Here is an 11,985-nt window from a genome sequence, read left to right on the forward strand (position 1 = left end):
AAACATTGCTCAGGTGGTATCTTAGCGCCTTCTGCAAAAACAAGGAATAACTGGACTCTCAGGGTATGCATAGACTTACCAACCGCCAGATACTGCTGGGCATTACCGGTGGCATTGCCGCCTATAAAAGTGCCGAACTGACGCGCCTGCTGAAAAAGGCCAGTGCTGACGTGCGCGTGGTCATGACACCGGCAGCCGCCGAGTTCATCACCCCACTGACACTGCAGGCCCTGTCGGGTCATCCGGTGCATCTGGAACTGCTTGATCCCGCAGCAGAAGCTGGCATGGGCCATATAGAGCTGGCAAAGTGGGCCGACCTGGTGCTGATTGCACCGGCCAGCGCTGATTTTATCGCTCGCATGACTGCTGGCATGGGCAACGACCTGCTGACAACGCTGTGCCTGGCCACTGATGCCCCCATCTGTCTGGCACCAGCCATGAATCAGGCGATGTGGAGAGATATTGCCACCCAGACAAATCTCGCAACCGTTGTACAGCGTGGTATCAAGCTGTTTGGTCCAGCAGAAGGCGAACAGGCCTGTGGCGATACCGGACCGGGTCGGATGCTGGAGCCTGAGCAATTGGCGCAGTTAGTTGCCGAGCAGTTTGAAAGCCACAGTCTCAGCGGCAAAACCGTTTTCATCACAGCAGGCCCCACCCGTGAACCGATCGATCCGGTGCGCTTCATCTCTAACCACAGCTCCGGCAAGATGGGCTTTGCCTTGGCCCAGGCTGCCGTAGATGCCGGTGCGCGCGTCAAACTGATCAGCGGTCCTGTGAATATCAGCGTCCCGCCGCGGGTAGAGCTGGTCAAGGTGGAAACCGCCGAGCAGATGCTGGCCGCCTCACTGGCTGACATAGAGACGTGCGATCTGTTTATCGGCGCAGCCGCCGTCGCAGACTACAAACCCGTCGCCGTCGCCGAACATAAGATCAAGAAGGGCAATGAAGAGATCATGGAGCTGCGGCTGGTCAAGAATCCGGACATTATTGCCACCATTGCAGCACAGCCCGCACCACCCTTTACGGTCGGCTTTGCCGCAGAAACGCGTGATCTGCTCAACTACGCACGTAGTAAACTGACCCGCAAGCAACTCAATATGATCATCGCCAACGATGTATCACAGCCAGGGATCGGCTTTAACAGCGATGAAAATCTCGTCACTCTTGTCACGACCGATACCCAGGAAACACTGCCGCAGAGTAGCAAGCAGCAACTGGCTCGGCAACTGATCGAGAAGATCGCATCCACCATGAACACCGCTCAGGATAAGGTTTGAATATGAAACAGCAGCTCCAGGTAAAAATTCTCGACTCACGCATTGGCGACCAGTTCCCGCTGCCCAGCTACGCCACACCCGGCTCGGCAGGTCTGGACCTGCGCGCCTGCCTGGACAAGACACTGATTCTGGAACCGGGTCAGACCGAGCTGATACCGACCGGTATGGCTATCCATATAGAAGACCCCGCTCTGTGTGCGATGATTCTGCCTCGCTCAGGCCTTGGCCATAAGCATGGCATCGTACTCGGCAACCTGGTTGGGCTGATCGACTCCGATTATCAGGGACAACTGTTTGTATCCTGCTGGAACCGCGGCCATACCAACTTCACGATGGAGCCGGGAGAGCGTATCGCGCAGTTAGTGCTGGTCCCGGTGGTGCAGGCAGATTTTGAGATCGTTGATGAGTTCAGCGACAGCGACCGTGGTGCCGGCGGCTTTGGCTCTTCGGGCCGTCATTGATATCACTCCACTCTAATTACAGTGACAAAGGAACATGGATTTGACCAGTACACTGCACGACTTCAACCGTGATGTCTTTCGCGCCTACGATATTCGTGGCATTGTCGGAGTGGATCTGAGCGACGCTCTGGTATGGCATCTCGGGCGCGCTTTTGCTGCTGAGGCACAGGCGCAGAACATCAACACCGTATTGGTTGCCGCAGATGGTCGCCTCTCTGGCCCGGGCCTGAAGCGCATACTGACCACCGGTTTGCAGGCAGGTGGCTGTGATGTGATCGATATCGGCTATGTACCGACACCGGTGCTCTATTACGCTGCACATCAGCATGCTGATATGACAGGCATCATGATCACCGGCAGCCATAACCCAGCTGATTACAATGGCTTCAAGATGATGCTGGGTGGCCAGACCCTTTCAGGCGATGAGATTCAGGCACTGCGCCACAGGATTGAGCAACAGAACTACACAGAAGGCAACGGTACCACCTCAGAGCAATCTGTTTCAGAGGACTACCTGCAGCGGATCTGCTCAGACATCACCCTGACACGCCCCCTGAAGGTCGTTGTGGACTGCGGCAACGGTATTCCCGGTGAACTGGCACCGGAACTGCTGACTCGGCTGGGCTGCGAAATCATTCCACTGTTCTGTGATGTTGATGGCACCTTCCCCAACCACCACCCGGACCCGGGTAAGCTGAAGAATCTGCAGGACGTGATCGCCGCTGTTGCCGAGCATGGTGCCGATATCGGCCTGGCCTTCGATGGCGATGGCGACCGTGTCGGCGTGGTTACCAACAAGGGACATGTCGTCTATCCTGATCGGGTGATGATGATGTTTGCCGAAGATGTGCTGTCCCGCAATCCGGGTGCCGAGATCCTCTTTGATGTCAAATGCTCACGCCTGCTGCCACAAGTGATCGTCCAGGCGGGCGGCAAGGCCACTATGTGGAAAACCGGACACTCATTGATCAAACGCAAGATGAAAGAGAGCGGTGCGCTGCTGGCTGGCGAGATGAGTGGGCATATATTCTTCAAGGAGCGCTGGTACGGCTTCGACGATGGCCTCTACAGTGCTGCACGTCTGCTGGAGATTCTGGCCCGCGAAAGCGAGTGTGCCGATACGCTGTTCCGCCGCTATCCAGAAGATATCAGCACACCGGAGCTCAATATCACGGTGCGGGATGACAACAAGTTCATGCTGATAAACGAGCTGCAGCAGGTCGCCTTCCCTGACGGCAATGTCAGCCATATCGATGGCGTCAGAGTCGATTATCCGGATGGCTGGGGATTGGTCAGAGCATCCAACACCACGCCAGTACTGGTATTGCGCTTTGAAGCGGAAAGCAGCGAAGCCCTGAACCGCATTCGCCGACAGTTCCAGAGCTGCCTGCATCAGATAGATGCCACGCTCGATATTCCATTGGATTAGCAGAGATTCAACCCGAGGAGCAATCATGCCACTGACACGTCAACAGGCCATTACCACCACCATGGTGCTGAGTGAGGCTATTCCTTATATTCAGCGCTTCGTCGGAAAAACCATCGTCATCAAATACGGCGGCAATGCGATGACGGATGAGAAGCTCAAGGCCAGCTTCGCCCGCGATATCGTGATGATGAAATTGATCGGCATCAACCCTATCGTCGTGCATGGCGGTGGCCCACAGATCGGTAAGCTGCTGGAGCAGCTCAATATCGAATCCCACTTCGTCAACGGCATGCGGGTCACAGACACCAAGACCATGGATGTGGTTGAGATGGTGCTCGGCGGCATGGTCAACAAGGAGATCGTGGGCCTGATCAACAGTGCAGGTGGCAAGGCGATCGGCCTGACCGGCAAGGATGGCGAACTGCTGCGTGCCCGCAAGCTAAAGGTCAAACACAAGACTCCCGAAATGGAGGCCCCAGAGATCATCGATATCGGCCATGTCGGTGAGGTGGAATCAGTCAATGTCGATGTCCTGAACATGCTGACCAACTCTGACTTCATCCCGGTGATCGCACCGATCGGTGTGGGTAAGGACGGTCATGCCTATAACATCAATGCCGACCTTGTGGCTGGCAAGATGGCCGAGGTACTGAAGGCAGAGAAGCTGATCCTGCTGACCAATATCGCTGGTCTGATGGACAAAGATGGCAAGGTTCTGACCGGACTGAGCACGGCACAGGTTGATGCATTGATCGAAGATGGCACTATCCATGGCGGCATGCTGCCGAAGATCGGCTGTGCACTGAGCGCTGTCAATGCCGGTGTGAACACAGTGCACATCATAGATGGCCGTGTTGCTCACGCCTGCATGCTGGAGATCTTCACCGATGAGGGTGTCGGCACACTGATCACTAACGATCAGAACCAGCTGTAAACGCATCACGCGGGACGATTATAAAAAAGAGAAGAACAATGACTGAAAAACAGCAGGAAAAAATCTCTCGACGCGAGCAGATACTCCAGGCGCTGGCTCAGATGCTGGAATGCAATCCGGGCCAGCGCATTACAACCGCCGGGCTGGCGCGTGAAGTCGGTGTATCGGAAGCAGCACTTTACCGACATTTCCCGAGCAAGGCGCGCATGTTTGAAGGGTTGATCGGCTTTATCGAGGATACTCTGTTCTCTCGCATCAACCTGATCATCGGTTCGGATGCCAGCGGGGTTCGTCAGTGCGAGCAGATACTGACGCTACTGCTCGCATTTGTGGAAAAGAACCCGGGCATGGCCCGCATTCTGACCGGAGATGCGCTGGCCGGTGAAACAGAGCGGCTGCGTATCAGAGTGAACCAGTTGTTTGAGCGTCTGGAAACGCAACTGAAGCAGATCATGCGTGAAGCGGAGTTGCGCGAAGGGCTGCGCACACAGATCCCGGTAAGCTCCTGCGCCAACCTGCTGCTGGCAACAGCAGAGGGGCGAATTCATCAGTTTGTGCGTAGCGAGTTCAAGCGTCGTCCAACTGAGAACTGGCCGGAGCAGTGGCCACGCCTCGCCGAAGGCCTGTTCAGGCGCCAACAGGCGGCCTGACAAGCTTCTGTCAGCTCCTCTAAGGCTTCGCCTGCCGGTTCGCGCATCCTGTTTCGGGTGCTGACCGGCAAGGCAAGGCTGCCAGCTCTTCCAGAACACTTAACTGTTCAAACACCTTTTCCTGATGCAACATCGCCGCTACCGTGAGTTGCTGAATACCCAGCTCATCCAGTCGCGACAGGTTGGATCTCAGATAATCGACGGTTTCCCGATAGGGGTGGCCGATCACCACGACACTGCCTTGCTCTTGTGCAACCTGAATGGCCAGCTCAAACTGCTGGTGGATAAAGGCTTCAGTTACTTCGTGATCCAGAAAGACATCCCTTATCAGAAAAGGTACCTGATGTTCATCTGCGACTCGCCCGGCAACAGACAAAGCGGTTGTCTTGCTATCGACAAAGAACAGATCCCGCTCCTGAACAACTTCCATCACCCAGGTCATGGGCCGTCGATTTTGTGTCATCAAGCTCCCCATATGATTATTCATACCGCGCGCATGGGGAACACTATCCAGGCCGGATCTAAGCGTATCCTTCAGCTCATCCCGTGACTGCGTCAGATAAAGGCCCCCGGGGCCAAGAGGAAAATCCTGAGTATTGGCCATCGGTGCATGCAGCATGACCGCTTTTCCCTGCTCATTGGCCAGTTCAGCCAGACGCTTACCAAAAGGAGAATGAGGTAACACCGCATAGGTAAGCGGACCAGGAAGGTTGACTGCAGCCATGCCCAGCTCAAGATTATCGCCGATATCGTCTATTATCAGCACAAAGCGGGGAGAGAGCTCCTCCGACCAAGCGACAGCGCCCGGTAGAAGGAGCAAAAGGCATAGAGCTGCGAAGCGTCCTGACATCGTTATTCTGTACTGATCACAGGTTTGGGCCCTGCCACTATATTCAGCGCCTTCAACAGATTCAGCGCTTCATACATCTGGAAGTCCGTCTGTGCCAATAAAGATACGTCATCACGCTGCTTGTTGCTCCTCTCCTCATCACCGCTGCGCTCAAGGTGGCCACTGAGATCACGCTCCTTGGTCTGCGTGCCGGTATCCGAAGCGGTCAACTGCCCCTCTTCCACAACCAGGTCTGGCTGCACCCCTTCCGCCTGTATAGAGCGGCCCAGAGGGGTGAAATAGCGGGCAGTCGTGAGCTTCACAGCACGATCATTACTGATCGGCAATATGGTCTGAACGGAGCCCTTACCGAAGCTGTCAGTGCCCATGATCACTGCACGACGGTGATCCTGCAAGGCTCCCGCCACTATCTCAGAAGCTGAGGCCGAACCACCATTAATCAACACGACCAACGGGACTTCTCCGCCTGCCGTTTCAGGTCGGGCATTGAAACGCAGCTCTGAATTAGGAATGCGCCCTTCGGTATAAACAATCAGCCCTTCACTGATAAAAGCGTCAGTCACTTCAACCGCCGATTGCAGCACACCGCCCGGGTTGTTGCGCAGATCCAGAATCAACCCCTGTAACGGTCTCTCGCGATTCAACTCTGTCAAAGCCCGACGAAGCTGTGCTGCAGTATTATTCTGAAACTGACTGATACGAATCAGGCCATAACCTTCTTCGATAATACGAGAGCGAACACTCACTACCCTGATAATGTCACGTGTCAACGTCACGTCAAAGGGCATTTCGATGCCTTGTCGCATAAGCGTCAGCACAACATCAGTACCTACCTCGCCACGCATCAACTCAACCGCCAGGCTCAAGCCGAGCCCCTGAACAGAGGTATCGTCTATTTTAATGATGCGATCCCCGGCTTTGATACCGGCGCGCTGTGCCGGCGTATCATCAATAGGCGCGATGACGCGGATGAAGCCCTCATCTGTGCCCACCTCAAGACCCAGCCCACCGAACTGACCACTGGTATTAACCTGCAGACTCTCATATGCCTTGGGGTCAAGATACGCTGAATGAGGGTCAAGGCCCGACACCATCCCCTTGATTGCATCCTCCAACAGCTTGCGGTCTTCAACCGGCTCGACATATGCTGATTTGATCCGCTCAAACACCTCGGCAAACAGGCGCAACTCATCCAGCGGGAGTGTCCGTTCCTCAGACACCGCTGGAACTGGTACAAGCATGACAAGCAACAACACGGTCATGACCTGTCGCCAGGTGTTCAAAACAGGCTGCAGTTTCATATCAATGGTCCTTGGTTATGCTAGCGGCTCTCCAGCCACTGGCCCGGATTAACAGACTTTCCATTATTACGGATCGCAAAATACAGCGCAGGTTCCTCATGGCCACCACTATTTCCGGCCACAGCAACGGCTTCTCCACCGCCTACCCAATCGCCAGGCTCACGAAACAGGCTCTGATTATGTCCATAGAGACTCATGTAGCCGCCGCCGTGATCAAGGATCAGTAACAACCCGTACCCTCTGAGCCAGTCGGCAAACACGACTCGACCATGATGCACCGATCTGACTTCAGTATTATCGGCGGCTGAAATCAGCACCCCTTCGTAACTCAACTCATTACGTACACTACCATAACTGCGGAGCACTCTGCCCTGCAGCGGCCAGGAAAGTTTTCCCTTGCGCTCGGTAAATGTCTGGTTGTCTGTGTTCATCAGGCGCGAACGCTCAAGGTTGCGCTGAATCTCAGCCAGCACCTGTTCCAGACGCTCCTGATCACTCTGCAGCGTGACAAGCTGCTGCTGATTCTGAGCCAATGCGGCCTGCAGCTCCTTCAGTGCGGTGCTGCGCTGAACTCTGGCCTGATTTAACGCAACCTCTCGCGCTTGCAGTGACTCTCGCCGATTGATCCGGTCCTGTTCAGCTGCAGTGATCTCCTGGCGAGTTTTCTCCAACATGCGCAGTTGCTCCTGATAGTCCTGAAGCTGCTGTACCAGCGCACTGTTCACATGATCATAATAGCGCAGGACTCTATCCAGCTGCTCCGGGTCCTGCTGCATCAACAGGAGTTGTAGACGTGGCTGCCGTCCCTGACGATACTGATCCCGTAAAAGATCAGCGATCAACTCACGCCGTTGATCGAGCAGGGACTCCAGCTCGCCTCTTTGCTGCTGCAAACCGCTCAGACGTTGCTCCAGGGTCGCAAGCTCTGTATCCATTGCTCGGACCTCTGCCGTGACCCGCCCCACTTCGCGTTCAGCATCACGCAGAGCCTCTTCCTCTTTACGCTGCTGACCCGTTTGCTGACCAATTGATGCCTGCAGGCGGGTTATGTCCTTTTTCAGTTGCTGAATCTGAGCGGCAGTAGCCTCAGGATCAGCAGCCAGAACGGGCTGCATCACCAGTAAGACAAGCAGAGATATCGCTGCAAATAACTTCACGCGTGACAGACTCGCTCAATGTTCAACTAACGAATGCCCCGTCATCTCGGCTGGAGGCGTCAGGTCCATCAGATCGAGCAGTGTCGGTGCGAGATCACAGAGGGAACCATCCCTGAGCGTGATACTGCTCTTTTTCGGCCCATCATAGATCAACGCAACCGGCCAGTTGGTGTGTGCCGTATGCGGCTGTCCGGTAACCGGATCCAGCATCAACTCGACATTACCGTGATCGGCAGTGATGAGTGTTTCTCCGTCCACTTCGGCCATCGCTGCCAGCACACGCTCAAGACACTTATCAATACACTCCACGGCTTTCACGGCAGCATCAAACTTGCCGGTATGCCCAACCATGTCACCATTGGCAAAGTTACACACAATCAGATCATAGTCACGACTCAAAATCGCCTCGACCAGCTTGTCTGTTACCTCTGGTGCGCTCATTTCAGGCTGCAGATCGTAGGTGGCCACCTGGGGTGAGGGCACCAGAATGCGCTGTTCACCTGGATAGACCGCCTCCTGTCCGCCATTGAAAAAGAAGGTGACGTGCGCGTATTTCTCGGTTTCAGAGATGCGCAGCTGTGTCCTGCCCTGAGCAGACAGAAACTCACCCAGATCATTCTTCAGTGGTGTGGGCGGGAAGGCACAGGATGCCTTGATACTGGCGGCATACTCGGTCAGCATCACGAAGTCTGCCAGTGCGGGTCTGGCACGACGTTCGAAGCCATCAAACTCACCACCCTCTACAAACGCACGTGTTATTTCGCGCGAACGATCAGGACGGAAATTGGCGCAGATAATGGCATCACCATCCTGTATCACACCCTTCGGGTGACCAGCCATATCGGTAATCACGGTTGCCTGAACAAACTCATCATTCTCATCACGTGCATAGGCCTCGGCAAGCGCCTGCTGCGGTGACTGTGCACGGAAAGGCGCTTCACCCAGCGTCATCGCATCATAGGCCTTGGTAACACGATCCCAGCGATTATCCCGGTCCATAGCAAAATAGCGCCCGACAATCGTAGCGACAGCGCCTGTGCCAAGGCGTTTAAACACGGCTTCTGCTGCTGCGATTGACGGCTCTGCGGAGCGTGGAGGCATATCCCGACCATCCAGAATCGCGTGCAGGAACACCTTTGTGTGACCGCGCTTAACCGCCATCTCAACCAGCGCAAAGAGGTGCTCTTCATGGCTGTGGACACCGCCGGGAGATAGCAGCCCGAAGATGTGCACGGCGCCCTTGCTCTCCTGTGCCTTGTCCATGGCTCCTGTCAGAGCTGGATTTTCGAAAAAGTCGCCGTCATTGATCGATTTCGATATGCGTGTGAAGTTCTGATAAACCACTCTGCCGGCACCGATGTTCATGTGTCCGACCTCTGAATTACCCATCTGACCCTCAGGCAGGCCGACAGCCAAACCGGAGGTGGCAATCCGTGAGTTGGGGTTATTTGCCAATAAACTATCCCAGACTGGCGTCTGGGCTGCTTCAATCGCGGAAGAGGCTGTGGACTCGATGCCATAGCCATCCAGGATCAACAGTGCCTTGGTTGCTCTTGCTGTTTTCATTTATCTGCCATATTGCTGTTTATAATTTAATTATGTTGTTTATTTTACTGACATCACCGGATTATAGCTAACGGTTACCACCTGGCACTTATACCGCAGGCCCGTACATTGTATACTTATGCGCCTGTTGAAAAGTCAGATTGCCAAGCGGAACTCATAATGGAAAGACTGATCGAATTTGCGATAACACACTACTATCTCGTACTCGCCTGGTTTGCCACCCTGGCTGTCCTTCTGTGGACAGAGCAGAGGAAAGCCGGCAAGTCTGTCACTCCCGCTGAGGCAACCCGGATGATCAATAAAGAATCAGCTGTGGTCGTCGATATCCGCACCAAAAAAGAGTGGGATACCGGGCATATAACCGGTGCCAAACATATCCCCTTTGCGGATATGGACAGACGCCTGTCTGAGTTGGATAAGCTCAAAGAGAAGCCCATCATCATCGTCTGTAATCTCGGCCAGACAGCAGGCAGTGCCGGCAAGAAGCTGAAGACGGCTGGATTCACCAATGTGATGCGCCTGTCCGGTGGTATTACGGAGTGGAAAGCTCAGAACATGCCTGTGGTTAAAAAGTAATTATGGCTGAAATTACACTCTACACAACACGCTGGTGTCCCTTCTGTGTCCGTGCAAAAAGCCTGCTGGATCAGAAAAAAGCCTCTTATACCGAGCTGGACATCAACAGCTCTCCTGAGCTTCGCAAGGAGATGATGGAGCGCAGTGGACGCAGAAGCGTCCCTCAGATTTTTATCAACAGTCACCATGTTGGTGGCTGTGATGACCTGTTTGCACTTGAATATCAAGGCAAGCTCGACCCGCTGCTCGCCGAGCACGACTGACAATCAAGCAAAGGAATTACTCATGTCCGAGAATGAAAACAAACCACAGTTCGCCATGCAGCGTGTTTACCTGAAAGATGCCTCTCTGGAAACTCCCGCTGGCCCGCAGGTATTCACCAAAGCCTGGAAGCCTGAAGTAAAGCTGGACCTGAACACCAAGACACTGGCACTGGACGAAACTCACTATGAAGTGGTTCTGACAGTCACTGCCACTGTTAACAATGAAGAGGTTCCATCACTGCTGGTCGAAATTCACCAGGCAGGTATCTTCATGATCAGTGGTCTGAGCCAGGATGATCTGGAACACACTCTGGGTGCGTTTTGCCCGAACATTCTGTTCCCATATGCTCGCGAAGCTGTTGATAACTTCATTACCCGCGCAAGCTTCCCTCCTCTCATGCTGGCACCGGTCAACTTCGATGCCCTGTATGCACAGCAGAAGCAGCGTCAGCAGGCAGAAGCACAGCCTACAGAAGCAGCACACTGATCACTCAGTAGCTCTTCTTCAGCGATACAAGACCGTACAGCATCTGATGAATGCAGACGCTGTGCGGCTTGATTCATCCTTCTCCTCTATAGCGCCATCCCTTCCGGCATTTTACTGCGTCGGGAAATATGCCCCCGGATATTAAACAGCTCAAACACTCCTGCCAGATGCTTTGCAACCTTCTGATCGCCAATCTGCTGCAACAAAGCCACTGCAACCTCTGCCGTACATAGCTGGCCTGGTTCAATCGCCTGCCTGAGCTTATAGCTGCTCTCGAAGCTTGCTTCAGGTTCAATAACAGGTAGATCGACTGTGTCTGAACATCCGCCTTGCCTGACGCCAGGTGCCATCCAGAATAATAAATACTGGCCTGCGCCCATCACTGGGTAGAGGATTACTTATCATACGATGTTGATAGTCTGCGCCGCCAGGGAACACAATACAGGGGGCCAGACTCGAATCATCCAGAAGCGCCTGAAAAGCTGATCCAGGCACCTGCCGTGACCACTCTGATGATGCTGAACCAGCAACCGAACTAAGTATCAGGCGTCCTGTATTACTGGGCTTATAGAACTCATTATGATGTGTCAGCAACCAGAAAGTAGCACGTGATGCGATCGGCTGGCATTCGGCACAGATACACAGATCCACACGCAGTCGACAACGCTCACAGCGTTGGGTTTTAGAGCCTCTGGCAATAAAAGGTTTACGCGGTGAATCGATTAAATACATAGCGGCTAGACCTGCAGCAAGCTCAAAAGCTGATTATAAAACGCAAAAACCCCCGATCTCGAAGAGACCGGGGGCTGCGGTATTAAGTGCCTGGCGATGACCTACTCTCGCATGGGGAGACCCCACACTACCATCGGCGATGACGCGTTTCACTTCTGAGTTCGGTATGGGATCAGGTGGTGCCACGTCTCTATGGTCGCCAGACAAAACTGGAACAACCGGGATCTGAAGTCTGTACTTGATGCGTCTTTTGGTTATTACCTGTCGCAACTGTTACTTACGACATGTCTACAACACAA

The 11,985-nt window shown here is 54.2% G+C and carries 13 protein-coding genes and 1 rRNA gene; 8 read left to right on the forward strand and 6 right to left on the reverse strand.

The genetic code is table 11. The features are described 5' to 3' along the window. The first annotated feature begins 65 nt into the window (after nucleotides 1-65). The 5 genes from coaBC to slmA are packed head-to-tail and all read left to right on the forward strand — an operon-like array spanning nucleotide 66 to nucleotide 4,754. Nucleotides 66-1,280 carry a bifunctional phosphopantothenoylcysteine decarboxylase/phosphopantothenate--cysteine ligase CoaBC gene (gene coaBC, locus ACK3CJ_RS21515; protein WP_409524245.1) on the forward strand — a complete coding sequence of 405 codons (1,215 nt, stop codon included), beginning with the start codon at nucleotides 66-68 and terminating at the stop codon, nucleotides 1,278-1,280. Nucleotides 1,281-1,282: 2 nt separating this feature from the next. Then, entirely contained in the window at nucleotides 1,283-1,741 is a 459-nt protein-coding gene (gene dut, locus ACK3CJ_RS21520; protein WP_409524246.1) for a dUTP diphosphatase, read from the forward strand. A 40-nt stretch (nucleotides 1,742-1,781) separates the two neighbouring features. Then, complete coding sequence (locus ACK3CJ_RS21525) at nucleotides 1,782-3,170, forward strand: phosphomannomutase/phosphoglucomutase (protein WP_409524247.1); 1,389 nt, start codon at nucleotides 1,782-1,784, stop codon at nucleotides 3,168-3,170. 25 nt (nucleotides 3,171-3,195) lie between these two features. Further along, a complete protein-coding gene (gene argB / locus ACK3CJ_RS21530; protein ID WP_409524248.1) occupies nucleotides 3,196-4,104 on the forward strand; it encodes an acetylglutamate kinase in 909 nt (302 codons plus the stop codon). A gap of 38 nt (nucleotides 4,105-4,142) precedes the next feature. Then, nucleotides 4,143-4,754, forward strand: coding sequence for a nucleoid occlusion factor SlmA (slmA, locus tag ACK3CJ_RS21535; RefSeq protein ID WP_409524249.1), 612 nt, complete (start codon nucleotides 4,143-4,145; stop codon nucleotides 4,752-4,754). A 19-nt stretch (nucleotides 4,755-4,773) separates the two neighbouring features. Here the strand turns inward: slmA and ACK3CJ_RS21540 are convergent, their stop codons facing one another. Genes ACK3CJ_RS21540 through gpmI form a run of 4 tightly spaced genes read right to left on the reverse strand, consistent with a single transcriptional unit; the run spans nucleotide 4,774 to nucleotide 9,628 of the window. After that, nucleotides 4,774-5,604: a divergent polysaccharide deacetylase family protein gene (locus tag ACK3CJ_RS21540; protein WP_409524250.1), complete on the reverse strand. Its 831-nt coding sequence runs from the start codon at nucleotides 5,602-5,604 to the stop codon at nucleotides 4,774-4,776. 2 nt (nucleotides 5,605-5,606) lie between these two features. Beyond that, nucleotides 5,607-6,905 (reverse strand): S41 family peptidase, encoded by a 1,299-nt coding sequence (locus tag ACK3CJ_RS21545; RefSeq protein WP_409524251.1) that lies wholly within the window; start codon nucleotides 6,903-6,905, stop codon nucleotides 5,607-5,609. A gap of 20 nt (nucleotides 6,906-6,925) precedes the next feature. Further along, complete coding sequence (locus ACK3CJ_RS21550; RefSeq protein WP_409524252.1) at nucleotides 6,926-8,062, reverse strand: murein hydrolase activator EnvC family protein; 1,137 nt, start codon at nucleotides 8,060-8,062, stop codon at nucleotides 6,926-6,928. A 15-nt stretch (nucleotides 8,063-8,077) separates the two neighbouring features. Continuing rightward, the gene (gene gpmI, locus ACK3CJ_RS21555; protein ID WP_409524253.1) at nucleotides 8,078-9,628 is read right to left on the reverse strand and encodes a 2,3-bisphosphoglycerate-independent phosphoglycerate mutase; all 1,551 of its coding nucleotides are present in this window, start codon (nucleotides 9,626-9,628) and stop codon (nucleotides 8,078-8,080) included. A 159-nt stretch (nucleotides 9,629-9,787) separates the two neighbouring features. Between gpmI and ACK3CJ_RS21560 the strand changes: the two genes are divergently transcribed. The 3 genes from ACK3CJ_RS21560 to secB are packed head-to-tail and all read left to right on the forward strand — an operon-like array spanning nucleotide 9,788 to nucleotide 10,954. After that, nucleotides 9,788-10,204, forward strand: a complete 417-nt coding sequence (locus ACK3CJ_RS21560; RefSeq protein WP_409524254.1) for a rhodanese-like domain-containing protein — start codon at nucleotides 9,788-9,790, stop codon at nucleotides 10,202-10,204. 2 nt (nucleotides 10,205-10,206) lie between these two features. Continuing rightward, nucleotides 10,207-10,467: a glutaredoxin 3 gene (gene grxC / locus ACK3CJ_RS21565; protein ID WP_409524255.1), complete on the forward strand. Its 261-nt coding sequence runs from the start codon at nucleotides 10,207-10,209 to the stop codon at nucleotides 10,465-10,467. 22 nt (nucleotides 10,468-10,489) lie between these two features. After that, nucleotides 10,490-10,954, forward strand: coding sequence for a protein-export chaperone SecB (secB, locus tag ACK3CJ_RS21570; protein ID WP_409524256.1), 465 nt, complete (start codon nucleotides 10,490-10,492; stop codon nucleotides 10,952-10,954). A 291-nt stretch (nucleotides 10,955-11,245) separates the two neighbouring features. Here secB and ACK3CJ_RS21575 read toward each other — a convergent pair whose 3' ends face one another. Together ACK3CJ_RS21575 and rrf are read right to left on the reverse strand one after the other, a co-directional pair. Further along, nucleotides 11,246-11,686 carry a DTW domain-containing protein gene (locus ACK3CJ_RS21575; protein WP_409524257.1) on the reverse strand — a complete coding sequence of 147 codons (441 nt, stop codon included), beginning with the start codon at nucleotides 11,684-11,686 and terminating at the stop codon, nucleotides 11,246-11,248. Between the two features lie 88 nt (nucleotides 11,687-11,774). Continuing rightward, nucleotides 11,775-11,890 (reverse strand): 5S ribosomal RNA (gene rrf / locus ACK3CJ_RS21580). Between the last annotated feature and the right edge of the window lie 95 nt (nucleotides 11,891-11,985).

It is taken from the genome of Nitrincola salilacus, from assembly GCF_046271865.1.
GTDB classification, from domain to species: Bacteria; Pseudomonadota; Gammaproteobacteria; order Pseudomonadales; family Balneatricaceae; genus Nitrincola; species Nitrincola salilacus.

Excerpts from the sequence above, each read along its gene's own strand:
- coaBC (WP_409524245.1), top strand. The coding sequence starts at position 66 with ATGCATAGACTTACCAACCGCCAGATACTGCTGGGCATTACCGGTGGC.
- dut (WP_409524246.1), top strand. The coding sequence starts at position 1,283 with ATGAAACAGCAGCTCCAGGTAAAAATTCTCGACTCACGCATTGGCGAC.
- argB (WP_409524248.1), top strand. The coding sequence starts at position 3,196 with ATGCCACTGACACGTCAACAGGCCATTACCACCACCATGGTGCTGAGT.
- slmA (WP_409524249.1), top strand. The coding sequence starts at position 4,143 with ATGACTGAAAAACAGCAGGAAAAAATCTCTCGACGCGAGCAGATACTC.
- ACK3CJ_RS21540 (WP_409524250.1), bottom strand. The coding sequence starts at position 5,604 with ATGTCAGGACGCTTCGCAGCTCTATGCCTTTTGCTCCTTCTACCGGGC.
- ACK3CJ_RS21545 (WP_409524251.1), bottom strand. The coding sequence starts at position 6,905 with ATGAAACTGCAGCCTGTTTTGAACACCTGGCGACAGGTCATGACCGTG.
- gpmI (WP_409524253.1), bottom strand. The coding sequence starts at position 9,628 with ATGAAAACAGCAAGAGCAACCAAGGCACTGTTGATCCTGGATGGCTAT.
- ACK3CJ_RS21560 (WP_409524254.1), top strand. The coding sequence starts at position 9,788 with ATGGAAAGACTGATCGAATTTGCGATAACACACTACTATCTCGTACTC.
- grxC (WP_409524255.1), top strand. The coding sequence starts at position 10,207 with ATGGCTGAAATTACACTCTACACAACACGCTGGTGTCCCTTCTGTGTC.
- secB (WP_409524256.1), top strand. The coding sequence starts at position 10,490 with ATGTCCGAGAATGAAAACAAACCACAGTTCGCCATGCAGCGTGTTTAC.
- ACK3CJ_RS21575 (WP_409524257.1), bottom strand. The coding sequence starts at position 11,686 with ATGTATTTAATCGATTCACCGCGTAAACCTTTTATTGCCAGAGGCTCT.